Origin of the sequence: Burkholderia diffusa (genome assembly GCF_902499115.1) — a bacterium.
Lineage (GTDB): Bacteria > Pseudomonadota > Gammaproteobacteria > Burkholderiales > Burkholderiaceae > Burkholderia > Burkholderia diffusa.
Window position 1 is genome coordinate 57,029 of sequence record NZ_CABVPN010000027.1, and the last position, 23,094, is coordinate 80,122.

Annotated in this window: 20 protein-coding genes and 1 pseudogene; 13 read left to right on the forward strand and 8 right to left on the reverse strand. The window is 67.3% G+C overall.

Annotation, left to right across the window (positions count from 1 at the left end; genetic code table 11):
* Positions 1–118: 118 nt before the first annotated feature.
* Entirely contained in the window at positions 119–1,009 is an 891-nt protein-coding gene (locus BTE28158_RS25060) for a LysR substrate-binding domain-containing protein (protein WP_151048024.1), read from the forward strand.
* A gap of 37 nt (positions 1,010–1,046) precedes the next feature.
* Here BTE28158_RS25060 and BTE28158_RS25065 read toward each other — a convergent pair whose 3' ends face one another.
* Entirely contained in the window at positions 1,047–1,898 is an 852-nt protein-coding gene (locus BTE28158_RS25065; RefSeq protein ID WP_124629304.1) for a LysR substrate-binding domain-containing protein, read from the reverse strand.
* Between the two features lie 106 nt (positions 1,899–2,004).
* On the opposite strand from BTE28158_RS25065, the gene BTE28158_RS25070 reads away from it, so the two are divergent.
* On the forward strand, positions 2,005–2,652 hold the full coding sequence (locus BTE28158_RS25070; protein ID WP_151048023.1) for a LysE family translocator: 648 nt from the start codon (positions 2,005–2,007) through the stop codon (positions 2,650–2,652).
* A gap of 97 nt (positions 2,653–2,749) precedes the next feature.
* On the opposite strand, the gene BTE28158_RS25075 is transcribed toward BTE28158_RS25070, so the two are convergent.
* From BTE28158_RS25075 to BTE28158_RS25090, 4 genes are all read right to left on the reverse strand, one after another.
* Positions 2,750–4,198 carry an APC family permease gene (locus BTE28158_RS25075; protein WP_151048022.1) on the reverse strand — a complete coding sequence of 483 codons (1,449 nt, stop codon included), beginning with the start codon at positions 4,196–4,198 and terminating at the stop codon, positions 2,750–2,752.
* A gap of 63 nt (positions 4,199–4,261) precedes the next feature.
* Positions 4,262–5,491: an SfnB family sulfur acquisition oxidoreductase gene (locus tag BTE28158_RS25080; RefSeq protein WP_151048021.1), complete on the reverse strand. Its 1,230-nt coding sequence runs from the start codon at positions 5,489–5,491 to the stop codon at positions 4,262–4,264.
* 175 nt (positions 5,492–5,666) lie between these two features.
* Positions 5,667–6,770 (reverse strand): dimethylsulfone monooxygenase SfnG, encoded by a 1,104-nt coding sequence (gene sfnG / locus BTE28158_RS25085; protein ID WP_124629296.1) that lies wholly within the window; start codon positions 6,768–6,770, stop codon positions 5,667–5,669.
* Between the two features lie 36 nt (positions 6,771–6,806).
* Positions 6,807–7,010, reverse strand: a complete 204-nt coding sequence (locus BTE28158_RS25090; protein WP_409364590.1) for a hypothetical protein — start codon at positions 7,008–7,010, stop codon at positions 6,807–6,809.
* Positions 7,011–7,468: 458 nt separating this feature from the next.
* Here BTE28158_RS25090 and BTE28158_RS25095 point away from each other — a divergent pair, with 458 nt between their 5' ends.
* Entirely contained in the window at positions 7,469–8,593 is a 1,125-nt protein-coding gene (locus BTE28158_RS25095) for a sigma-54 interaction domain-containing protein (protein ID WP_151048020.1), read from the forward strand.
* A gap of 165 nt (positions 8,594–8,758) precedes the next feature.
* Here BTE28158_RS25095 and BTE28158_RS25100 read toward each other — a convergent pair whose 3' ends face one another.
* Positions 8,759–9,955 (reverse strand): collagen-like triple helix repeat-containing protein, encoded by a 1,197-nt coding sequence (locus BTE28158_RS25100; RefSeq protein WP_151048019.1) that lies wholly within the window; start codon positions 9,953–9,955, stop codon positions 8,759–8,761.
* A gap of 336 nt (positions 9,956–10,291) precedes the next feature.
* Here BTE28158_RS25100 and BTE28158_RS25105 point away from each other — a divergent pair, with 336 nt between their 5' ends.
* The 9 genes from BTE28158_RS25105 (at position 10,292) to BTE28158_RS25145 (ending at position 19,630) form a co-directional block, all read left to right on the forward strand.
* A complete protein-coding gene (locus tag BTE28158_RS25105; protein WP_174920146.1) occupies positions 10,292–12,001 on the forward strand; it encodes a dihydroxyacetone kinase family protein in 1,710 nt (569 codons plus the stop codon).
* Between the two features lie 519 nt (positions 12,002–12,520).
* Entirely contained in the window at positions 12,521–13,000 is a 480-nt protein-coding gene (locus BTE28158_RS25110; protein WP_059600755.1) for a MarR family winged helix-turn-helix transcriptional regulator, read from the forward strand.
* Entirely contained in the window at positions 12,997–15,147 is a 2,151-nt protein-coding gene (locus BTE28158_RS25115; RefSeq protein ID WP_151048468.1) for an FUSC family protein, read from the forward strand. Before BTE28158_RS25110 ends, BTE28158_RS25115 begins: the two co-directional genes overlap by 4 nt.
* A 34-nt stretch (positions 15,148–15,181) precedes the next feature.
* A complete protein-coding gene (locus BTE28158_RS25120; protein ID WP_044849171.1) occupies positions 15,182–15,394 on the forward strand; it encodes a DUF1656 domain-containing protein in 213 nt (70 codons plus the stop codon).
* A 2-nt stretch (positions 15,395–15,396) separates the two neighbouring features.
* Positions 15,397–16,368 (forward strand): efflux RND transporter periplasmic adaptor subunit, encoded by a 972-nt coding sequence (locus BTE28158_RS25125; protein ID WP_059600760.1) that lies wholly within the window; start codon positions 15,397–15,399, stop codon positions 16,366–16,368.
* On the forward strand, positions 16,365–17,864 hold the full coding sequence (locus BTE28158_RS25130; protein ID WP_151048469.1) for an efflux transporter outer membrane subunit: 1,500 nt from the start codon (positions 16,365–16,367) through the stop codon (positions 17,862–17,864). Before BTE28158_RS25125 ends, BTE28158_RS25130 begins: the two co-directional genes overlap by 4 nt.
* Before the next feature lie 180 nt (positions 17,865–18,044).
* Positions 18,045–18,470: a TOBE domain-containing protein gene (locus tag BTE28158_RS25135; protein WP_151048470.1), complete on the forward strand. Its 426-nt coding sequence runs from the start codon at positions 18,045–18,047 to the stop codon at positions 18,468–18,470.
* 85 nt (positions 18,471–18,555) lie between these two features.
* Complete coding sequence (locus tag BTE28158_RS25140) at positions 18,556–19,146, forward strand: nitrogen fixation protein NifQ (RefSeq protein WP_151048471.1); 591 nt, start codon at positions 18,556–18,558, stop codon at positions 19,144–19,146.
* A gap of 118 nt (positions 19,147–19,264) precedes the next feature.
* Positions 19,265–19,630 carry a bleomycin resistance protein gene (locus BTE28158_RS25145; protein WP_151048490.1) on the forward strand — a complete coding sequence of 122 codons (366 nt, stop codon included), beginning with the start codon at positions 19,265–19,267 and terminating at the stop codon, positions 19,628–19,630.
* A gap of 129 nt (positions 19,631–19,759) precedes the next feature.
* Here the strand turns inward: BTE28158_RS25145 and BTE28158_RS25150 are convergent, their stop codons facing one another.
* Together BTE28158_RS25150 and BTE28158_RS25155 are read right to left on the reverse strand one after the other, a co-directional pair.
* Positions 19,760–20,821, reverse strand: a complete 1,062-nt coding sequence (locus BTE28158_RS25150) for a DMT family transporter (protein WP_151048472.1) — start codon at positions 20,819–20,821, stop codon at positions 19,760–19,762.
* Between the two features lie 780 nt (positions 20,822–21,601).
* The gene (locus BTE28158_RS25155; RefSeq protein WP_059600773.1) at positions 21,602–22,258 is read right to left on the reverse strand and encodes a ProQ/FinO family protein; all 657 of its coding nucleotides are present in this window, start codon (positions 22,256–22,258) and stop codon (positions 21,602–21,604) included.
* A gap of 568 nt (positions 22,259–22,826) precedes the next feature.
* On the opposite strand from BTE28158_RS25155, the pseudogene BTE28158_RS33115 reads away from it, so the two are divergent.
* Positions 22,827–22,922 (forward strand): annotated as a pseudogene (locus tag BTE28158_RS33115) (DUF2889 domain-containing protein); the annotation flags it as partial.
* Positions 22,923–23,094: the final 172 nt, after the last annotated feature.

The window sequence follows — 23,094 nt, forward strand, 5'->3', positions numbered from 1 at the left end:
TCGCGTGCTCGGAAACATGAGTTTTGAGCAAGTTTCCACGCGACCGGGAATTCCAGTATCTTTGTAAATTCCGCGAGAAACAAACGAATTCTCATCCGGCGAATATTGCATAAAACTCATGAATTACCGTCGCCTCACCCCATCGATGTCGCTGCTGCTCGTGTTCGAGGCAGCCGCGCGGCACGAAAGCTACACGCGTGCAGCCGAGGAACTGTCGCTGAGCCAGAGCGCGATCAGCCGGCAGGTCCAGACGCTCGAGGATCAACTCGGCGTGCCGCTGTTCCGGCGCGAGGGCCGTTCCGTGAAGCTGACCGAAGTCGGGCGCCGCTACTTCGTCGAGCTGAGCGGCGCACTGGGGCGCATCCGCGGCGCGACGCTGCAGGCGATGTCCCACCAGGCCGGCGCCGGGACGCTGCGGCTCGCGACGTTGCCGACGTTCGGATCGAAATGGCTGCTGCCGCACCTGCACGACTTCTACGCGGCGCATCCGGGTGTGACCGTGCACCTTCATTCGCGGATCGGCGCGATCGATTTCCTCAACGACGACCTCGACGCAGCCATCACCGTCGGCGCGGACGACTGGCCCGGCCTGCACGCGCATCGGCTGTACAACGAGTTCCTGATCGCGATCGCGAGCCCCGACGCGGGCAGGCGCCGCAAGGCCGAAGCACGCACGCCTGCCTGGGCCGCGCAGCAGACGCTGCTGGGCGTAACGAGCAACCAGCAGGCGTGGGCCGAATGGTTCTCGCACTATCGGCTCGACCATCGCCAGATGCGTATCGGCCCGAGCTTCGAGCTGACGTCGCACCTGATCCAGGCCGTGCGGGCCGGGATGGGGATCGGGCTGGTGCCGAAGGTGCTGGTGGAAGACGAACTGAGCCGCAACGAGCTCGTGTCGATCGGTGACGCGATTACCAGCCAGCGCAGCTATTACCTCGTCTATCCGCCGGGGAACGAAACGCTGCCGTCGCTCGTGGCGTTCCGCGAATGGTTGCTGAACTCGTGCTGAAACACCGCGGGTCAGGCCGCGATCCGATGATCGCCGGTCACGCGCGCCATTCGTCGAGAATCTGCTCGGCGAGGTAGTCGCACGGCGCACGCGCGGACTGCGCACTGCGCGCAAGCACGACCTCGAGCTCCCCCAGCGGCGGCAGCCCGTGGGCCTCCGAAAGCTGAACGAGATGATCGGGAATGCAGCAACGCGCCAGCGGCGCGACAGCGAGCCCGGCCTCGACCATGCTGAGCAGCCCGAGGTAGCTCGGGCTTTCATACGACATCCGGAACGGGATGTGCTGCCGGTTCAGCGCCTTGATCGCGTGATCGCGCGCCATGCTGCCGCCGTGCGTGAAAAAGGCCACCGGCAGCGGCCGCTCTTCCCAGACGTTCCGTTTCGGCGACCCGGTCCAGACGATCGGCTCCATCCGGATCAGCTCGCCGGTCACGCCCTTGATCCGCGTGAGACACGCGAGGTCGACCGTGTTGTCCTTCAGCATCGGCACGAGTGCGCTGCTCGGCTGGCCGATCACGCGCACTTCCACGCGCGGGTGCATTGCGGCGAATTTGCCGAGCACCTGCGGCAGCAGCGACGAGATGTAGTCGTCGGGCACGCCGATCGTCACGCGACCGCGGATCTCCGGGCGCACCACCGACGCCCACGCCTCGTCGCGCATCGCCAGCATCCGGCGCCCGTATTCGGCGAGCGTCCTGCCGTCGTCGGTGGCCGTCACGTTGCGCGTATCGCGGATGAAGAGCGGCTTGCCGAGCGCATCTTCCAGCGCCTTGATCTGCATGCTCACCGCCGACGGCGACCGATGCACGGCCTGCGCGCCCTGCGCGAACGATCCGGATTCCGCAACTGCCACCACCATCGCCAGCACATCGAGGTCGAGCTTCTTCATTTTATTCAGAAAATCTGATCAATCGATTCAGTTTATCCCGTTTTACTGTTCACCTCCACGGTCGGACAATGAATCCCGTCAGCACTCGTTGCAGGAAGCGGAAAACATGCATACGTCCGGATCGCTCTACGGATTTCTCGCCATCGGCGGCATGCTCGCGGTCACGCCGGGGCCGAACATGGTCTACGTGATGTCGCGCTCGATCGCGCAAGGGCGCGCGGCCGGGCTCATTTCGCTGGCCGGCGTGATGATCGGTTACCTGTTCTACATGTTCGGCGCGGCGTTCGGCATCACGACGCTGTTCATGAGCGTGCCTTATGCGGGCAGCGTGCTGGGCGCGATCGGTGCGGCCTACCTGCTGTACCTCGCTTGGCAGGCGGTCAGGCCCGGCGGCCGTTCGCCGTTCGAGGTGCGGACACTGCCTAACGAGCAGCCGCTGCGGCTGCTGGCGATGGGCGCGACGACCAGCGTGCTGAATCCGAAGCTCGCGATGCTGTTCGTGTCGCTGCTGCCGCAATTCATCGACTACCGGCAAGGTAGTGTGTTCGGCCAGTCGCTGTTTCTCGGTTCACTGCTGATCGTCGCGTTCGCGTCGGCAAACGGGCTGGTGGCGATCTGCTCGAGCAGCATCGCGAAGTTCCTGCACGGGCGCCCGATGCTGCTGCTCGCGCAGCGCTGGGCGATGGGTCTTATCCTCGGCGGCCTCGGTGTGCAGATGGTTGTCGACGCATCGAAGATGGCGGGTGTGGCGTAATGGCCGCGAGTATGTCTGAAATGAAATCGGCCAGCAGACGCCACACTGCCGGCTGTCACGCACATCAAGCTTTGAACGCGCCGTCGATGCAGCGCATTCACTTCGTCAGCAGTTCGGCTTCCAGCTCGCGCAACCGTTCCGGAAACCGAACGCGCAGCACCAGAAACCACCCGAGCCCAATCGCCAGCAGCGCGACGAACACATAAGGCAGCCATGCGTAGACGCCTTCCGGCACCGGATACACGCTGCCGGCGAGCGGAATCGCGAGCAGCACGACGGCAACGACGCTGATCGCCACGTGCCGCGCGCGAAGCTTGCGCTGCCGGTGCAGATAAAGCGGCGCGCCGATCGCGACCAGCACGTAGGCGAGCAGCCAGCCATACGTCGCGATCGAGCTGAGATAGCCGTACGAATCGAGCAGCGCCGTGCCCCGCGCCGTCAACACCAGCGCGGTCGCCAGCGCCAGCGCCGCAATCAACGCGACTGCGACGTGCGGCGTCGCATTCGTCGCGTGCGCACGCCCGGTCGACGCATGCAGCACACCCTGCCGCCCGAACGTGTAGACGATCCGCGCCGCCGCATTGATCGACGAGAAGAACGCCGCGAAGAAGCTCAACGCCACTCCCGCGTCGATCAGCACGCCGATCCACCCGGCGCCCAGTCGATGCGCCAGCACCGCGAGCGGGCCGTCAACGCGGTCGAGCGGCGGCGTCTGGCCGTGGAACGCGCTCACCATTCCGTATGCGCCGATCACGAACAGGATCGCGGGCCCGACCACGCTGATCAGCACCGCGCGCGGAATCGCGCGAAACGGATCGCGCGCCTCGGCGCCGAGCACGGTCGCGCTCTCGAAACCCGTGAAGCTGAAGAACGCGAGCACCATCCCGAGCTGAAGCTGCGTCGGCTTCACGCCTTCGAGCGTGAGCTGTGCGCGATCGACCGGATGCGTGCCGAACGCGATCGTCGCGATCACGACGCTGGCGATCAGCAGCAACGTCGCGAGTTCGACGAGCAGCGTGAAGCGCGTGGAAAGCCGGATGTCGCGAAACGCGATATACCACGCGGCGAACGCGGTAACGATCGTGAGGCCCAGCACCGTGCCGACCGGCGTCGCGCTGCCGAGCAGCCCCGTTTCGCGGCCGAGCACGAGAAACGTGTTGATCGTTCCCTGCAGGATGCCTGCTGCTGCCACCGCATAGGCGATCAGCAGCGACCAGCCGCAGATGGCGCCCCAGATCGGTCCGATGCCGGCCGACACGTATGCGTATAGCGCGCCCGGCGACGCCGAATCCCGCGCGAACACCGAGATGCTCCACGACGAGAACAGCAGCGCGACGATGGCGAACACGTATGCAAGCCACGTGCCGTTACCGGCCGTCGCGAATACGGCAGGGATCAGCACGCCGATCCCGCCCGACACGCCGACGAGCCCGATCGACTGCGCGATCAGTTCGGGCAGGCTCAGGTAGTTGCGCCGCAGGCCGCCCGCCTGCCGCGCGGCGTCTTGCGCAGGCAGCGCCTGCGCGGATGTTGCCGGATAACTCATCGATTTGCCTCGTCAGGGATGAACCGGTGCGGCGTGCGCCGCGTCGGCGTCGGCGGCCGCCCGTCAATTCCAGGAATGGCGCGCAGGCTTCACGCCGTTGAGGTAGTAGCTGCCGATCGCGTGGTACTTCCAGCGCACCGGGTCGTGCAGTGTGTGCACGCGCGCGTTGCGCCAGTGGCGGTCGAAGTTGTATTTCGCCAGCGTCGATTTGCTGCCGCCGAGTTCGAACAGCTTGCTCGCGGCAAGCAGCGACACTTCGGTCGTCGCGATCTTCGCCTCGCCGACCGCGATAGCGGCCTGCGCGACCGCCTCCTCGCCCGGCTCGTGCTTCGCCGCGTCGACGAAGCGCCCCGAGCGCGCGAGCAGCGCTTCGGCCGCATGCACGCGGTACGCGATATCGCCGATCTGCGCGACCGTCAGCGGGTCCTCGCTCGCGCGTTCGACGCCGCTGTCGATCCACGGGCGCGCATGCTGCCGCACGAACGCGATCGTGTCCTGCAGCGCGGCGCGCGCGATGCCGAGGTCGATCGCGGCGGTCGTGATCTGCGCAAACGGGCCCGCGAAGGTCGGGCGGTCGTACGAACGCTGCGTGTGGAAGATCTCGAACGCGCTCACACGCACGTTCTCGACGATCACCGTGCCGCTCGCGGTCGTGCGTTGCCCGAAGCCGCTCCAGTCGTCCACCACGGTCAGCCCCGGCGCGCCCTGCCGCACGAACGCGAGCACCGCCTGGTCCGACTCGTCGAGCGCAAGCACCGGAATCCAGTGCGCGAACAGCGTGCCGGTCGAATAGAACTTGCGGCCATTCAGCACGAACGCGTCGCCGTCGCGGCGCACGCGCGTCTGGATATCGAGCACGTTCTTGCCGCCGGCCTCGGAAAACGCATTGCCGTAGCGCGTGCCCTTCAGAACGAGATCGAAGAAGAAGCGCTTTTGCGCGTCGCTGCCTTCGAGACGGATGTACTCGATCAGGCAGTAGTGGTTCTGCGGTATCTGGCCGACCGACGGGTCCGCCTGCGACACGATCGCGATCACTTCGGCGAGCGTCACGCTCGACACCTCCGCGCCGCCGTATTCACGCGGGACGGTGATGCCCCACAGGCCGCTCGACGAGAACAGCTCGATCTCGACGAACGGCAGTTTCCGCTCGCGGTCGCGCAGCGCGGCGTGCTCCGCCAGTCGCGCCGCGACCTGGTGTGCGACGTCGATCGCTTCGGCGTCGGAGCCGATGACGGGAACGGACGTAGCGCCCGCTTGCGATTGCGTGTTTTCTTCGATGATTTCCGTCGACATGAAATTTCCGGCAAATCCCTTGAATCGGTTGACGACGCCGTGCAGGCAGCCGCCGACCTCCTGTTTCGATATCCGAAACGTCAAACCGGGTACGCTCACGATGGCCGCCGCCGGCGCACCCTTCGATCGTCCGGTGCGGCCCGCTTGACCGCCTGCGACTCGCTGACCGCCTACATCACGCGGCGACTGCCTGCCGCTGCGCCTCGAGTTCGCGCACGAGCGGCAGCACGCGCTGGCCGAAGTACTCGACTTCCTCGATGAAATGCAGGAACCCGGCGAGCACGAGATCGACGCCGATCGCCTTCAGCGCGACGATCCGCTCGGCGATCTGTTGCGGCGTGCCGATCAGGTTCGTGCGGAAACCGTCGTTGTACTGCACGAGATCCTCGAACGTGGATTTCGCCCAGTTGCCCTCGCCTTCCGGTGACGCCTTGCCGGCCTCCTTCGCCGCATCGCCAAACGCATGCACGGCCTCGACGTGTGCGTGCCGGACGATGTCGTCGAGCACGGCGCGCGCCTCTTCCTCGGTGTCGCGCGCGATCACGAACGCGTTGACGCCGATCCGCACGCGGTGGTTGTTCGCGGCCGCCTTCGCGCGGATGTCGTCGATCTGCGCCTTCAGGTTCTCCGGCGTATTGCCGTTCGTGAAATACCAGTCCGACACGCTGGCCGCGTTGTCGCGCGCCGCACGCGAACTGCCGCCCTGGAAGATCTCCGGGTGCGGTTTCTGCACGGGCTTCGGGCTCAGCGTGTAATCGTTGAAGCGGTAGAAGTCGCCCTTGAACGTGAAATTGTCCTGCGTCCAGATGCCCTTCAGCGCCTGAATGAACTCCTTCGAGCGCCGATAGCGTTCGTCGTGTTCGAGCCACGGCTCGCCGATCGCGGTGAATTCACCCTTGAACCAGCCGCTGACGACGTTGATCGCGATACGTCCATTCGAAATGTGGTCGATCGTCGCGAGCTGCTTTGCGACCACGGCCGGATGCCACGGCCCCGGCAAGATCGCGGCGAGCACCTTCAGTTTGGTGGTCGCGTGCAGCAGCGCCTGGCTGAACGAGACCGACTCGTGCTGGTGTTCGGCGCCATAGCCGGCCGTGAAGCGGATCTGGCTCAACGCGTAGTCGAATCCGGCCGCTTCAGCCGTGCGCGCGAGCTTCTGGTTGTATTCGAGGCTCCAGTCGGTACGCTGCTCGATCGTGCTGACGACGAGTCCGCCGCTGACGTTCGGCACCCAGTACGCGAATTTGACGCCGTCGGCCGGAGATTTGTGAATGCTCATGAGAGGTCCTGATCGAAGGGTGAAACGAAAGACGGGCTATGCGGCCGCGGCGGCAAGCGTTCTCGGACACAGTTGCGGCGCCGCACGCTCCATCGCGAGCGCGATGCGTACGCGCAGTGCGGGGTTCGCGAATTCGTAGTGGTCGAAATCGCTTTCGGCTACATACAGGCCGATCGGCAGCGTGCGTGACGGACGTTGCAGGCCGCCCGACAGGGCGACCACGTCGAGGGTGTTGCTCATGCCATGCGTTCCCGTTGTCGAGCCGCGCGTTGCCGCGCCGATACGGTGTGGGGTTCGCAAGGAGCGTGCCATTCTCGACGGATGCGCGATCGTAGAGATCATCTGCATCACGAAGTTTTATTCAATCGCCCATCGGGTAAGGCTTACGCGGACAAATAGCCAGCCATGGAAAGCGTTTCACCAATCGCATCGCATCGATATTCCACAGCGCGATGAACCGACGGAAACAGCGTTGCTGATGCGCTGCTGCTCAATCAGCAGTTTCGCGCCCTCCGTTCGTCGGATCGCTGCGATCGGACACCGTTTCATCCTGCACAGCAATCCGGCTTTCGTTATCAGAAATCGATGTTTCCCGTCCGGCCCAAAACACTGAACACTCTGATGACCAGGCAGCAACCGGACCGCGGCGCCAGTCGACGCTGGTTCAAACCGTTCGATCGACTCACGCCTTCATCGCCATGACCTCCCTGTTTGCAACGCCGCGTCCTGTCAATCTTCGTGTCGTCACAGCGCAGCCGGACGAATCGCGCGGCGCGCCCGTTCTCGAGCGGTCCACCCACCATGTGCGGGCCCGCGCCCGCGCGCCCGTGTTCGTCGACCCGCGTTCGCTCGCGCTGCTCGAACGCGTGCGGCTCGTCGCGCCGAGCGACGCAAACGTGCTGATCGTCGGCGAGACCGGCACCGGCAAGGAGTTGATCGCGCGCCAGGTGCACGACGGCAGTCATCGTTGCGACGGCCCGTTCGTCGCCGTGAACTGCGGCGCGCTGTCCGACACGCTCGTCGACAGCGAACTGTTCGGTCATGAGAAAGGCGCATTCACGGGCGCGGTCGGCGCGAAGCCCGGCTGGTTCGAAGCCGCGAACGGCGGCACGCTGTTTCTCGACGAAATCGGCGACCTGCCGCTGTCGATGCAGGTCAAGCTGCTGCGCGTGCTGCAGGAGCGCGAGGTCGTGCGGCTCGGCTCGCGCACGGGCATTTCGATCGACGTGCGCGTGGTGGCCGCGACCAACGTCGACCTGCAGCAGGCGGTGGTGGACGGACGGTTTCGCGGCGACCTGTTCTACCGGCTCAACGTCGTGCGGCTCGACGTGCCGAGGTTGCGCGAACGGCCGGGCGACATCCTGCCGCTCGCGCGCCACTTCTTCGACGAATACCGCAGCCGCCTCGGCCATGGGCCGCGCAGCATCGACCCGCGCGCGGCGCGCCGGCTCGAAGCACATTCGTGGCCCGGCAATATCCGCGAACTGGAGAACGTGATCCATCACGCGCTGCTGGTGAGCCGCCACGATGCGCTGCAGGACACCGACCTGAACCTGTCGTCGTCATGCGTGCCGGCCGTGGCTGCCGGCGTGCGGGAAGCGGTAGGTCGCGTGCCCGCTCAGGATGCGCTCGAACTGGCACTGTGCGCGCTGTTCGACGAGGCGCACGAGAACCTGTTCGAACGCATCGAGGATACCGTGATGCGGGTCGCGTTCGATTTCAGTCACCGCAACCAGATCCAGGCCGCGCGACTGCTCGGCATCAGCCGGAACGTGTTGCGTGCGCGGCTGATTCGCGCGAAGGTGATCGCGGCAGTCAAGTAAGCGCGATCGCGCGGCTGCATGCGGTGCCGCGAGTCAGCAATGCGGGCGGCGGACGCTTCGGCACGTCGCAATTCATCGCCGGCATGAGCTGGCGAAGCCGATGCGCGACTCGCCTCCGCAACGGCGAGCAGCGCGTGGTCCAGCCGCTCGCCGTGCGGTACGCCACTATTTCCCGACGCCGCCCGTCACGCCGCCGAGCAACGATGTAACGGGGGCGAGCGGATTCGCCGAGGAACCCGCTCCGCCCGCCGCGCCACCGAGCGTGCCGGTGACCGTCGACACGAGATTCGTCACCGGCGCCAGCGGGCTCGCCGCGCCGGCACCGTTCGTGCCGCCGAGCGCACCGGTCAGCGACCCGAGCGGCGTCGAGCCGAGCCCCGACAGCAAGCCGCCGAGCGGGCCGGACGGGCTCGAACCGTTCGACGGGCCGTTCTGCACGGTGGCGACGGAAGCGCCCGCAAGACTCACGATCAGCCCGGGAATCGGCGCGACGCCGTTCGGACCGTTGTAGTTCACGAGTCCACCCGCGTTCGTGACGGTATTGCCGATCGCGCCGACGAGCGCCCCCACCGAGCCGACGGCTGGCTGTGACGAAACGGATCCCATCCGCGAGCCCGTCGTCGCCAGCGCGCTGCCGACCTGCCCAAGCAAGCCCGCCACCGGCTGCCCGAGGCTCGTGGTCGCGCCAATCTGTTGCGTCGCCTGACCGGCCGTGATGACCAGCGGTGTGACGGCCGAACTGAGCGGCTGCGTGACCTGCTGCACGGCACCCGATGCCAGCGTCGCGCCGACCGTGTTCCCCGCCGCGCCGAGTCCGCCGGCCACGGTGTCGAGCACTGCGCCGACGGGTGTCGTCACCGGCGCGAGCGGCGCCAGCGGCCCCGAGCCGAGCGCGCGGACGGTCTGCGCGAGGCCCGCAACCGGATTCGCCGTTGCGCCGACGACGTCGCCGAGGCCGGCGACCGTCGTACCGACCGGGTTGGGCGTCGAACCGATCTTACCGAGCCCGTCGCTGAGCGCATCGGCCGCGGCGCGCGAAATCGTGCTGACGCTCGAGATCGTGTCGCCTGCGCTGCGCGTCACGGTATTCCCGAGTACCGGTAACGACATCGCGCTGACGGTCGAGCCGACGCCGGCCGCGAGCGCGCCCGCAGTACTCACGACGCCGCGCGTGCCGGGGGCGCCGCTGGTGCCCCAACCGCCGTCGGGGGTGTTGCTGCCGGGTGTATTGCCGCCGATGGTTGCGCCGCCGGTGCTCGCGGCCGCGCTCGACGGCGCGGCGACGTCGGTGCCGCCACAGGCGGCCAGCATGCCGGCGGCGGCGAGCAACGCCGCGGACGTGACAATGCGGGTTCGATACATGATGGTCTCCTCGCGGTCCGGGCGATGGAATGTTCGATTGAGGACCGGAGGAGAAACAGCATTTTCCATGCCATTGGCGCCAATCGAACGGGCCGTCCCGCCGCCACGCCAGCATCCGCGCGCCCGTGCAAGCGCCTGCCCGCGATCACGATCGATACATTTCTGGCCCATGAGCGGCTCTGTTTTCGTTACATTCGTGCTACGAATGCTTCGATGTTACGTAACGCCGGCCGCGGCACGCCGCATTCGGCGCGGCGCCTACCATTCACAGTACGAAAACCGACGGCACCGCATGCGTGCCGCCGGGCCTCGGCCCACCGTCAGGAACCCGTTGCCATGAAAAAGCTCGTGAACCACCCGTCCGCTGTCGTGCGCGAAATGCTCGAAGGCATCGCGCGGCAATCGCCGCATGTCGCGATCCTCGGCGACGAGCAAGTGCTCGTGCGCCAGCCGCTGCCCGAGCCGTCGCAGCGCCCCGTCGCGATCGTGTCAGGCGGCGGTAGCGGTCACGAGCCCGCGCACGGCGGCTATGTCGGCGAAGGGATGCTGAGCGCGGCCGTCTGCGGCGAGGTGTTTACGTCGCCCCCGACCGACGCCGTGCTCGCCGCGATCCGCGCGTGCGCCGGCCCGAACGGCGCGCTGCTCGTCGTGAAGAACTACACGGGCGATCGCCTCAATTTCGGGCTGGCCGCCGAACTCGCGCGCGCCGAGGGCATTCCGGTGGAGACCGTGATCGTCGCCGACGACGTGTCGCTGCGCGGCCGCGTCGAGCGCGGGCAGCGACGCGGAATCGCGGGCACCGTGCTGATCCACAAGCTGGCCGGCGCGGCCGCCGCGCGCGGGTTGCCGCTTGCCCGCGTCGCGGCAATCGCGCGCGACGCGGCGGCCGAACTCGGCACGATGGGCGTCGCGCTCGACGGCTGCACGATCCCCGGCGCCGACAAGTCGGGATTCAGCCTCGCCGATCACGAGATCGAACTCGGCCTCGGCATCCACGGCGAGAAAGGCGTCGAACGCACCGCGCCACAGGCGGCCGACGCGTTGGTCGAGACGCTGCTGTCGAGCATCGTCGCCGACCTCGTGCTCGATCGCGGCGAACGCGTCGCGCTGCTCGTCAACGGTCTCGGCGCGACGCCGGACATGGAACTGGCGATCGTGCTGCGCGCCGCGTACGACAACCTGAGCCGGCGCGGCATCACCGTCGCGCGGGCATGGGGCGGCACGTTCCTGTCGGCGCTGAACATGCCCGGTTGCTCGATCTCGCTGCTGCGGCTGAACGACGAACGCGTGGCCCTGCTCGACGCGCTGACGCACGCGCGCGCATGGCCCGGCGGCGGCACCGTCAACGCGCAGATCCGGGTGGCCGCGGCTGCCGCGCCCGACCAGCCGCTGCCGCCGCTCGATGCGGCCGGCCACGCGTGGGCGGCGCGGCTGCAGCCGGCGCTGCACGCGATCGCGCAAGCGTTGATCGACAACGAAGCCACGCTGACGGAACTCGACACGGCCGCCGGCGACGGCGATCTCGGCGCGAGCATGCATCGCGCCGCGCAGGCGATCCTCGCGTTGCCGGAAGCCGCATACGGCACGCCGGCCGGCACGCTCGCGGCGCTGGGCACCGCGTTGCGCCGCGCGATCGCGGGCAGTTCGGGGCCGTTCTATGCGACCGCGCTGCTGCGCGCGTCGCGGCGGCTCGCCGATGCCGCGGATACCGCCGCACCGTCGGCACGCGACTGGGCTGCGGCATTGCGCAGCGCGGTGGATGCGATCTCCGAACTGGGCGGCGCACGTGCCGGCGATCGGACGATGCTCGATGCGCTGGTGCCTGCCGCCGATGCGTTCGATCGCGCGCTCGATCATGATCGCGACCCAGCTGGCGCATTGGCGCAAGCCATCGAGGCGGCGGAACACGGCGCGCAACGAACGGCCGGCATGACGCCGCGCGCGGGGCGTGCGAGCTATCTCGGCGAACGCGCGATCGGCACGCCGGATGGCGGCGCGGTGGCGGTCGCATGCTGGCTGCGCGCGTTGTTGCCGCACGTGCGCTAAACAGCGGTCGAGGGCTGCGCGAGCCAACGCGCGCAGGCCCTCGTCCGAGATATACACACGAGCCGCTTGTATTTCGACTCGATGCCGTGCACCGTGCCGATCGTGTCGTGCCAGCGCGCCGATACCTCGGTCCGTCCCATCTCGATGTCTCCGTCGTTGCTTCCACATGGTCGCTCAGAAAGAGTGCAATCGTGTGCGGAACCGGGACGGTGCGGCGCGCGTGGCGCGATCCGGTTGGTTGGCGTGGCCGGTGCGCGGTCATCCAGGATCGCATCGGGCTTACAACGTCCCTACAACCCTGAGCTGACCGCCAACCCCCACGTGCGATCGCCGCGTTCGAGCCGGATTGCAGGCGATGCATAAGAATCCGCCGCACGCTTGCAATCTGACAACTTGACCATCCCCGGATCGACCGCCTAAATTGCTCGTTGCAGATCGGCGCCCCGGCGTGCGGCATGACATGCGGATGACACAACCGATAGTTTGCTATCGAATGTTTTTGCCCCTATCATCTCGCCCATGACCAACCTGCACGACCTCCGCCTCGCCGTCAGCAGCCTGCTGGTGCTCACCGCGCGCAAATGGCGCCGCACGAGCGACACCGTGTTGACTGCGTACAACGTGTCCGAAGCGTGCGCGACGCCGTTGCTGATTGCCGGCCGCCTCGGCGAAGGCGTGCGTCAGGGCACGCTCGCCGAACACGTCGGCATCGAGGGGCCGTCGCTCGTGCGCCTGCTCGACCAGCTGTGCGCGGCCGGCCTCGCTCGCCGCGACGAGGATCCGCACGACCGCCGCGCGAAGACGATCTCGCTGACGGCCGCCGGCCGCGCGGTCACCGCGAAGATGGAGGAAGACCTGCGCATGCTGCGCGCCCAGGTGCTGAAGGGTGTCACGCGTGCCGATCTCGAAGCGACGCTGCGCGTGCTGAATGCGTTCAACGCGGCCGATGCGCAGCATCCGGCATCGCGTCCGTCTCATCCCGCCGATTCCGCGTCATGACCTATCCGAGCCTTCGCGACTGGCTGTTCTCGGGCAAGACGTTCGCCGCGTCGATGCTGGCGTTGTACCTCGGCCTGTATTTCCAGCTGCCGCGCCCTTACTGGGCAATGGCGAGCGTCTACATCGTGTCGAACCCGTTCGTCGGCGCCACGCGCTCGAAGGCGCTGTATCGCGCGCTCGGCACCGCGCTCGGCGCGGCCGCCGCGATCCTGTTCGTGCCGCCGTTCGTCGAGACGCCGTTCCTGTTCAGCATCATCGTCGCGACCTGGTGCGGCACGCTGCTCTACCTGGCGATCTCCGACCGCACCGCGCGCAGCTACGTGTTCATGCTCGCCGGCTATACGATGCCGCTGGTCGCGCTGCCGACGGTGACCGATCCGTCGACGATCTTCGACGTCGCGATCGCGCGGACCGAGGAAATCGTGCTCGGCATCGTGTGCGCGAGCGTGGTCGGCAGCGCCGTGTTCCCGAACCGGCTCGCGCCCGCGCTGATCGAGCGCACCGACGCATGGTTCAAGGACGCCGCGTTCTACGGCCGGGAGACGCTGTCGGGGCACATCGCGGGCAAGGCGCTGTCGGCATGCCGGCAACGCCTTGCCGCGACCATCACCGGCCTCGAATTCCTCTTGAGCCAGCTGAGCTACGACCATGCGCACCCGCGCGTGCTCGCTCGTGCGCAGGCGCTCGCGGGCCGCATGCAGCTGTTCCTGCCGCTGATGTCCTCGCTCGCCGATCCGCTGATCGCGCTGATGCGCGACCTGCACGTGCGACCGCCAGCACTCGACGCGCTGCTCGCCGACGCGGCAAAGTGGTTCGACGCGCCGTTGCCGGCCGTGAAGGCCGGCACCGACGGCGATGTGGCCCACGATCCGGTCGCGGACAATCTGCGCGAGCGCATCGCGTCGCTGCAGCCGTCCGACAGCGCGCTCGCGAGCTGGGACGGTGCGCTGCTGTCGAACGCGCTGTGGCGGCTACATCAGGTCATCGACATCTGGCAGGACTGCCGCTCGCTGCGCGCGCTGATCGCGAATGAGTCGGGCGTCTGGCAGCCGCGTTACCGACACTGGCGGCTCGGCGGCACCGAGCGCTTCTTCGATCGCGGGATGATGCTGTTCTCGACGCTCACCGTCGTGCTCGCGATCGTGTTCGCATGCTCGCTTTGGATCTCGTCAGGCTGGCACGACGGTGCCGCGGCCGTCACGCTCGTGGCCGTGTCGTGCAGCTTCTTCGCCGCGCTCGACGAACCCGCGCCGCTGGTGTTCAAGTTCTTTCTGTCGACGGCCGCGAGCGTCGTGTTCGCCGGGTTGTACCTGTTCGTCGTGCTGCCGCACGTGCACGACTTCCCGATGCTCGTGCTGATGTTCGCGGGGCCGTTCATCCTGATCGGCACGCTGCTGCCGCGCCCGCAGTTCAACATGGTGACGATGCTCGTCGCGGTGAACACCGCCACCTTCATCAGCATCCAGAGCGCGTACGATGCCGATTTCTTCGTGTTCCTGAACAGCAACCTCGCGGGCGTCGCCGGGCTGCTGTTCGCGTACGTGTGGACGCGCGCGACCCGTCCGTTCGGCGCGGAACTCGCGGTGCGGCGCCTGCTGCGTTCGGGCTGGGAAGACGTCGCGCGCTCCGCGTCGACGCAGCCGCTCGACGACCAGCGCAACCACGCATCGCGCATGCTCGATCGCGTCACGCAGCTGCTGCCGCGCCTCGGTGCGTCGGACGACCACCGCCATCCGTCGATCGAGAGCTTCCGCGACCTGCGCATCGCGCTGAACGCGCTCGACCTGCGCCGCTCGCGCCGCAAGCTGACAGGCGACGTGCCCGACGCGATCGACCGCGTGCTGGCCGGCGTCACCGATCACTACGCGCGCTGCGCGGCCGCGAATGCGCGACAGCCTGCACCGCCGGCGTTGCTCGGATTGATCGACGACGCGCTGCAGCGCGTGGCCGGCCGCAACCTGCCCGGCACGTCGGCCGCATCGGCGGGCGACGGCACGACGCACGACGCTCCCGCGGCGGCGCCCACGCCCGCGACACACCGCCGGCTGCGCGATACGCTTCACGCGCTCGTCGGCTTGCGCCTGTCGCTGTACCCCGCCGCGTCCGCGCAGCCGCCGCATGCCGCAACGGACGGAGCGCGCGCATGATCCCGCTTTCCAACCTGTCTTTCCGACCGCGACCATGATCGGCGAAATCGACATCTTCGGCGTATTCGTGCCGGCTCCGCTCGTGCTGATGCTGATTGCCTATCTGATCAACATCGTCGTGCGCGCGCTGCTCGAACGCGTCGGCTTTTACCGCCTCGTCTGGCACCGTTCGATCTTCGACCTCGGCATCTACGTGTTCGTGCTTGCCGCGGTCGTCATCGTGTCTCACCATCTCGTGGCTAGCTAACCATGAAAAAAACCTGGCTCTCGGCAGGGCAGATCCTGCTCACCCTGATCGTCGTCGTCGTGGCCGCCCTCGTACTGTGGCGGATCATCAACTACTACATGTTCTCGCCGTGGACACGCGATGGCCACGTGCGCGCCGACGTGATCCAGGTCGCGCCCGACGTGTCGGGGCTCATCACCGCGGTGCAGGTCGCCGACAACCAGGAGGTGAAGCGCGGCCAGGTGCTGTTCGTGATCGACCAGGCCCGCTACACGCTCGCGGAGCGGCTGGCCGAAGCGACGCTCGCGCAACGCCGTGCGACGCTCGCTCAGGCAAAGCGCGAATATGCGCGCAACCTGCAGCTCGGCAACCTGGTCGCCAGCGAGCAGGTCGAGGAAAGCCGCACGCGCGTCGAGCAGGGCGAAGCCGCCGCCGCCGATGCACAGGTGTCGCTCGACACCGCGAAGCTCAATCTGCAGCGCACGACGATCGTGAGCCCCGTCGATGGCTACCTGAACGACCGTGCGCCGCGCGTCGGCGAATACGTGCCGGCCGGCCGCGCGGTGCTGTCCGTTGTCGACCGCAACTCGTTCCGCGTTGACGGCTACTTCGAGGAAACCAAGTTGCGCGGCATCCATATCGGCCAGCCGGTCGACATCGTCGTGATGGGCGAGCCGCATCCGCTGCGTGGCCATGTACAGAGCATCGTCGCCGCGATCGAGGATCGCGACCGCACGCAAGGCGCGAACCTGCTGCCGAACGTGAACCCCGCATTCAGCTGGGTGCGGCTCGCGCAGCGCGTGCCGGTGCGCGTCGTGCTCGACGAGGTACCAGACGACTTCCGGATGATCGCCGGTCGCACCGCGACCGTCGCGGTGCGCACCCACACGCGCCGCGACGACAATGCGAAGCCGGCCGCCGGCGCCTCCGCGGCAGCCGTGCCGCCTGCGGCATCCGCACACGCGGCCGTCAGCGCGACGGGAGCATCGCAATGAAGCGGCACGGCTTGCGCCTCGCGGCGGCACTTGCGCCGCTCGCGCTCGCACTCGGCGCGTGCAAATCCGTCGGCCCCGACTACAAACTGCCGCAGCAGGCATACGTGAATGCGCCGCTCGCGAACCACGCGCTCGACGACGCGAACGGCACGCTCGTGTCGCGAGATGCGGTGCCCGGCAACTGGTGGCAGCTGTACGACGATCCCGTGCTCGATGAACTCGTGCGCAGTGCGCTGAAATCGAACACCGACCTGCGCGTCGCCGCGGCCAACCTCGCGCGTTCACGGGCAGCGCTGGAAGTCGCGAACGAGCAAGGCGGCTTCTCCGGTAGCGCGGAAGCAGCCGTGCAGCGTGCGCAAGAATCGGCCGAGCAATATCTGCTCGAAAACAAGCTGCCGGTCGTGAACGAAGGCGCGGTCGGCATCAGCGTGTCATACGAGCTCGATCTGTTCGGCAAGCTGCGGCGCGGCGTCGAGGCCGCGCGCGCGGACAGCGAAGCCGTGCAAGCGGCCGCCGACCTCGCGCGCATCACCGTCGTCGCGGACGTCGTGCGTGCGTACGTCGAATCGTGCTCCGCCGGCGACGAACTCGCGATCGCGAAGCAGTCGCTCGCGTTGCAGCAGCAGCGCGTGAAGCTGTCGCAGCGCCTGCGCGATGCGGGACGCGGCAACCAGACCGACGTCACGCGCGGCGTCACGCAGGTGCGCACGCTCGCGGCCGACATCCCGCGCTTCGAAGGGCGCCGCAAGATCGCGCAATACCAGCTCGCCGCGCTGCTCGCGCGTTCGCCCGCCGACCTGCCGAAGGCGGTCGCCGAATGCGAGCGCCTGCCGAAGCTGCGCCAGCCGATTCCGATCGGTGACGGTGCCGCGTTGCTGCGCCGCCGTCCCGACGTTCGCGAAGCCGAGCGTCAGCTCGCCGCCTCGACCGCGCGGATCGGTGTCGCGACCGCCGCGCTGTATCCATCGATCAGCATCGGCGCGTCCGCCGGTTCGGTCGGCGTGGCCGCCGACCTGTTCTCTTCCAACACGAATCGCTGGTCGTTCGGACCACTGATCAGCTGGTCGTTTCCGGTCAACGGCCAGCGCGCGCGCGTGCGCGAAGCGGAGGCGGCGACCGGCGGCGCGCTCGCGCACTTCGACGGCGTCGTGCTGAACGCGCTCCGCGAAACGCAGTCGAGCCTCGCGACCTATGCGGCCGACGTGCAACGCACCGATGCGCTGCGCACGGCCTACGAATCGGCGCGTAGTTCCGCTGACGAAACGCACCGGCTGTATACCGCCGGCCGCGAGTCGTTCATTTCGGATCTCGATGCGACGCGCACGCTGACGAGCGTGCGTGCGCAGGTCGCCGCAGCCGAAGGCCAGGTCGCCGCCGACCAGGTGAAGTTGTTCCTCGCGCTCGGCGGCGGATGGGAAGGCAATGGAACGGCCGCTGCGGCGCAGCAGACCTCGGCGGCGGGCGCGCCGGCTGCCGCGTCGGCCGCTGTAAAGTAAGCGCGCGCGGGGCGTCACGGCGTACACGAAATGCCTGTTGTCGCGCAGCATCGTGCGCGGTTTCGCATGTCCAGTATGCCGATGCCGACGTCGCGCTTCACCTGCATTGCCGGTAAACTCGTCCGCGGTTTCCGCCATTCGCTCGCCGCCCGCCGGGCGGCCCTTTCCCGGAGAGTCATCATGCTCACCAGCGCCCGCAATCAATTCGCCGGCCAGATCAGCGCCGTCAAGCCCGGTGCCGTCAACGACGAAATCACGCTGCGTACCGAGGACGGCCTCGACATCGTCGCCGTGATCACGCACGGAAGCGTAGCATCGCTCGGCCTCGCGTCCGGCGCGAAGGCCTTTGCGCTCGTCAAGGCATCGTCGGTGATCGTGATGGTCGACGTCGACAGCAGCAAGGTGTCGGCGCGAAACTGTGTCGCGGGCACCGTGTCGTCGATCGCGAAGGGCGCGGTCAATTCGGAAGTCGTGATCAAGGCCGCAGGTGGTGCGGAGATCGTCGCGATCGTCACCAACGACAGCGTCGATCGTCTCGGCCTCGCAAGCGGCAAGGCCGCGTCCGCGCTCTTCAAGGCGTCGAGCGTGATCGTCGGGGTCGAGTGATCGCCCGGTCGATCGTGCAACGACGTCCCGCCATTCGCCGCGCCCGGGGGGCGCGCAACGCGCGGCCGGCTTGCAGGCGCATACGATGACGTCTGCGCTCGAGCATGCGCATCGGCGCATATTGCAAGCGCTGCTGTCCGGCGCGGCCGACGCCGATTCCCCGGATGCAAGTCTGTTCGGTGAGCTCATTGCGGCACGTGCATGCCGCAATGAGCTCGCGCTGCTCGGCCTGTCTCCCGCCCGGTTGAGCGGCCTGCTTGAGCGCCAGTTTCCGCACCTGAATTCCACCGATGCGGCCGCGTTCGTTCCGGTGCTCACCATCGCACCGCTGCCGGCCGTGCACGCGCGGTTCGTCGCGACGCTGCACGCGCTGCTGATGCGGGATGCGCATCCCGCCGTCGCGCACGACGATGCCGACTGCGTCGCTGCAATCGTCGCGCATGCGTGCCTGCGCCCCGATCACCTGTGGCGCGATCTTGGTCTTGACGGACGCGACGCGGTCACCGCGATGCTCGATCGCTATTTCCCCGCGCTTGCCGCACGCAATGTCGCGCAGCTGCGCTGGAAGAAATTCCTCGCCCAGGAAGTGGCCGCATTGCTTGGCCTCCAGCCCGGGCCCGTGCCCGGATGCCCGGGCTGCGAGGATTTCGAATTCTGCTTTACCCCGGGACGATAATCGCGACCGCGGCCTGCGCGGCTTGCCGGAGCGCATCGTTTGACCGATGATGCGCGCCATCCGTCCGCGCGTTTTCCCGCGCGTTCGTTCGACCGCAACGCTCATTGGAGAAACAGCCTTGACCGACTTTGCGAGTCCCAATCTGCCGTCGCGCGATTTCGAAGCCACGTCGCTGTTCTACGCGAAGCTCGGGTTCGTCGAAACCTGGCGCGACGATGGCTGGATGATCCTCAGACGCGGCGATCTGCTGCTGGAGTTCTTTCCGCATCCCGGTCTCGATCCGGCCATGAGCTGGTTCAGTTGCTGTTTCCGGCTCGCTGACGTCGGTGCGTTTTTCGACGAGGTACTCGCCGCCGGCATTCCGGAGCAGATGACCGGCTGGCCACGCGCGCATCGACCGAAGCGCGAAGGATGGGGCGGTACCGTCGGCGCGTTGATCGACCCGGACGGGTCGTTGATCCGATTGATTCAGACGGAAGACTGAGTCGCGACCGGCCGGCCGCATCGAGCAACGCCGACGCGGCGCCGCGGGCACCCAATAACGTCCCCATAAACTGGTACCTTTGCGATGCGCATTGCACGCAGCGCGCGTCATTCTCCTTTGCCGCGCAAATCAGTGCCGATGGCGGTGGTGAATGTCCGGGAAATGCGCGTGACTGTGCGTGATCGGCAGGTGCACGTGCGGATGCGTGTGCGGTGCATCGCCATCGTACGGAAAATCGTGCGTGTGCTGATGATGTTCGTCGTGCCGATGCCGGTGCGTATGCTCGAGTCGTTCATGCGCGTGCTCGTGTTCGTGCCGTTCACGCACGTGCAGCCAGATGCCGAGCGCCATCAGCGCGGCCGCGATCCAGAACGTGACGGACGGCAGAGCCGGCCAGATCAGCAGCGACAGCACGACGCCGAACAGCGGCGCCACCGAAAAATACGCACCCGTGCGCGCGCTGCCGAGATGGCGCAGCGCCACGACGAACAACACGAGACTGATCCCGTAGCCGCCGAGGCCGGTCAGCATCGCGGCGGCCGCGGCCGGAATGGCGGGCAGCGCCGCGCCGGTCGCGAGCGCGATACCGATGTTCACGGGCCCGGCGACCAGGCCTTTCGCGCAGGCGATGACCATCGCATCATTCGCGGCGACCTTGCGGGTCAGGTTGTTGTCGATCGCCCAGCACAGGCATGCGCCGGCAATCAGCAACGCGCCAATCGGCACGCCCGCGCGCCCCGGGCCCCACGACAGCAGCGTGCCGCCGGCGACGATCGCTACCATGCCGAGAAACACCTGAAGATCCACGTTCTCGCGAAACACGACCCACGCGATGACCGCCGTCAGCACGCCTTCGAGATTGAGCAATAACGCACTCGTCGCAGCCGGTGTGCTCGACAGCCCGAGCATCAGCAGCGCCGGGCCCGCGACGCCGCCGGCCGCGATCGCGCCGGCAAGCCACGGCAGATCCGAGCGTTGCAGCGGCGCGGCGTTCTCGGCCGGCGCGCGGCGGCGGTGCAACCCGCGCAGCAGGATCCCGACGCCGAGACCGATCCCGCTGCCGAGATAGAACAGGCCGGCGACCATGAACGGCGACATCGCGCCGATCAGTGCCTTGGCTAGCGGCGTCGCGGCGCCGAACAGCGCGGCGGCGGTGAGTGCGACGAGGATCGCGGAATGTCTCGAAATCATGATGCGGTCTTTGCGTAGAGCATTGTGCGTATGGAATCGGCAAGCTTCGTGTGATGCAGTGGCGCGTACGGTTCGCCAGATGCCATTCAATTTCGGGGAATGTCGGGCGAGTTGCGCTGGCTTTGAGGTACCTGTCGCGTCATGCGGTGCCGGCAACGTGCCGGCCCGACGATTCGTGCTGGGGAGATTATCGCGCGTGTGTCACGGGTCGCCAACTGACGGACGGGCGACCGTGCGGTGCGTCCGGACATCACCCCGTGGTCTGTCGAATACGGCCGCACTTCACGTTTGACAGCGGCTCACGTGCGAGAAATTCGCGTGGGGGCGAATCCGGTTTTCACCTGGGATCCAACCACATTAGGAAAACGAATTATTGTGATGAAACACGAGTGGATGGGCGTGGGTCACCAACACGATGACACACGCGTCGGCCGTCTGTCCGCAAGCATCGATGCGCAGCCGCGCGCGACGCCCGTCTACGCAACGTTCGCCGGGTTGCGGCGCCACCGCGTTTTCATGATGCACGCCGCCCCTGATCGATATCCCGTCGCCTCGCCATGCTTGCCCGGTGTGACAGATAGCTTGCGCACACGGCGTCCGCTGACACGCTTTCGTCGTCGGGTCACAGTTCGATGAGGATTGGGTGAGGCTGACTGACTGTGCCGCCAGCGGCGGCAGTCCCGACCTGCCCCGGAGGACAGGTCGGTCTGTCATGTGATGCGCTGCATGCGCGGCGCAGGCAGGCCGTCACCGCGCGGTCGCGCGGCGACACATCGCGCGTTACTCGCTCGCGGCCGTTTGCTGCTCGGGCTGCGGTGCTGCGTCCTCCGGTGCTTCCGCGGTCGCCTGCTGCGGCGCGGCGGCGGCCTGCGCTTCCACCTTCGGCTGCTGCGGTGCGCCCTTCGCCGCTTGCGCGCCACCCTTGTTGCCCGGACGGCGCGACTTCAGCCGGCGCGCACGCGCCGCGTCGTCGTGCGTCACGCGCCCCGCTTCGTTACCTTGCAGATCGACCCGCACCGCGTCTTCGACGAGACACGACCAGTAACGATTGCCGCGGCACCACGTGGACATCGCCTCGCGCAGCTCGGCCTCGCTCAGGCCGACGGCTTGCGCCTCGCGAGCGAGGTCGTCCCAGATACCGACCTTCAGCGGCACCTTCGGAGCCGGATTCTTCGGGAACGCGCGCGGGAACCGGCGCTGCAGTTTGCCGATCGCAACGATGACCGGATCGACCGGCGTCGACGGCTTCGCCGAAGCGGGCTTCGCGCCGGACGACGCTTTCGCCCCGGCACCCGATTTGGCCCCCCGAGCTGGCCGGTCGCCGGATTTCGGCTTCGCGCCTGCGTCCGGTTGCGTAGCCGGTCGCTTCGCGTTGCGCTCCTGCTTGGCCTTTGCTGCGAGCTGCGCCCGCAATTCGGCAAGTTGTTCAAAACCCATAAATTCAATCCACCAGGAATATAAGGTGTGGTTCGTGCAGCCATTCCGCACATCGGCGTTCGCCGCATCGCCTGCGGCGCGTCTGCCACCGACGCGGATCATTGCGGGGCCGCATCGCCACCACCACTGTTTCAGGCACCCGGCCACGATGCCGGACAAAGGCAGGAGTGGAAGTATACCGGTACCCGCGGCCGCCGGTTGACTCACCGGTTCGCATTTGACGGATCCGGGGGAACGAGAATGCGTCCGCGCGGTCGTGTTGCGCATTATGGCGGCGTTTTCTCGGTAGATCGACACTCGCGTTACGTAGTGTCGTTTCCGGTACTCTCGGCTTCAGTGCGCCGGTCACGCGACGCATCGGTTACTCCACAGTCCGAAATGGCGAGCGATGGTACGGATAGCAAAGACGCCAAATTCTGCCGACTCGCATCGTCCGGAAGACCGGGCTTTCGCATACGATCCGTGCGGCGTGGCGAGTGTGCATCGATCTCTGCCGCCACGCTATTAGTTGCGCCCGCATCGATCGTCGAGCGTACGACGGCATCGGAAAGTGAGCAGTATGGGCTGGCTCGACAGCTGCCATGCGTATGGCGCTTCACGCGATCTCGTGAAAAGCCTGTGGCCCGAATACCATCAGCCGCCAGTGTCGACAAAGGCCAACTAGGGCATCGACATTCCATGGTGCCGCTGCCGCAAACGAGGATGCAATTCGCACGAGCGGTGTCTCGCGAAAATTGCGCGTCGCCGGCATTCGCTGCAATCGGGCAATGCACGGCAGGCGTCGCGCTCCAGTCGTTGCGCGCGGCCGCGGCTCCGCTTCCGCTGGCTTGATCGCC

Coding starts and splice junctions, on each gene's coding strand:
- BTE28158_RS25150 (WP_151048472.1), bottom strand. CDS start 20,821: ATGATTTCGAGACATTCCGCGATCCTCGTCGCACTCACCGCCGCCGCG.
- BTE28158_RS25130 (WP_151048469.1), top strand. CDS start 16,365: ATGAAGCGGCACGGCTTGCGCCTCGCGGCGGCACTTGCGCCGCTCGCG.
- BTE28158_RS25105 (WP_174920146.1), top strand. CDS start 10,292: ATGAAAAAGCTCGTGAACCACCCGTCCGCTGTCGTGCGCGAAATGCTC.
- BTE28158_RS25155 (WP_059600773.1), bottom strand. CDS start 22,258: ATGGGTTTTGAACAACTTGCCGAATTGCGGGCGCAGCTCGCAGCAAAG.
- BTE28158_RS25060 (WP_151048024.1), top strand. CDS start 119: ATGAATTACCGTCGCCTCACCCCATCGATGTCGCTGCTGCTCGTGTTC.
- BTE28158_RS25135 (WP_151048470.1), top strand. CDS start 18,045: ATGCTCACCAGCGCCCGCAATCAATTCGCCGGCCAGATCAGCGCCGTC.
- BTE28158_RS25120 (WP_044849171.1), top strand. CDS start 15,182: ATGATCGGCGAAATCGACATCTTCGGCGTATTCGTGCCGGCTCCGCTC.
- sfnG (WP_124629296.1), bottom strand. CDS start 6,770: ATGAGCATTCACAAATCTCCGGCCGACGGCGTCAAATTCGCGTACTGG.
- BTE28158_RS25115 (WP_151048468.1), top strand. CDS start 12,997: ATGACCTATCCGAGCCTTCGCGACTGGCTGTTCTCGGGCAAGACGTTC.
- BTE28158_RS25090 (WP_409364590.1), bottom strand. CDS start 7,010: ATGAGCAACACCCTCGACGTGGTCGCCCTGTCGGGCGGCCTGCAACGT.
- BTE28158_RS25080 (WP_151048021.1), bottom strand. CDS start 5,491: ATGTCGACGGAAATCATCGAAGAAAACACGCAATCGCAAGCGGGCGCT.
- BTE28158_RS25070 (WP_151048023.1), top strand. CDS start 2,005: ATGCATACGTCCGGATCGCTCTACGGATTTCTCGCCATCGGCGGCATG.
- BTE28158_RS25075 (WP_151048022.1), bottom strand. CDS start 4,198: ATGAGTTATCCGGCAACATCCGCGCAGGCGCTGCCTGCGCAAGACGCC.
- BTE28158_RS25140 (WP_151048471.1), top strand. CDS start 18,556: ATGACGTCTGCGCTCGAGCATGCGCATCGGCGCATATTGCAAGCGCTG.
- BTE28158_RS25100 (WP_151048019.1), bottom strand. CDS start 9,955: ATGTATCGAACCCGCATTGTCACGTCCGCGGCGTTGCTCGCCGCCGCC.
- BTE28158_RS25065 (WP_124629304.1), bottom strand. CDS start 1,898: ATGAAGAAGCTCGACCTCGATGTGCTGGCGATGGTGGTGGCAGTTGCG.
- BTE28158_RS25095 (WP_151048020.1), top strand. CDS start 7,469: ATGACCTCCCTGTTTGCAACGCCGCGTCCTGTCAATCTTCGTGTCGTC.
- BTE28158_RS25125 (WP_059600760.1), top strand. CDS start 15,397: ATGAAAAAAACCTGGCTCTCGGCAGGGCAGATCCTGCTCACCCTGATC.
- BTE28158_RS25110 (WP_059600755.1), top strand. CDS start 12,521: ATGACCAACCTGCACGACCTCCGCCTCGCCGTCAGCAGCCTGCTGGTG.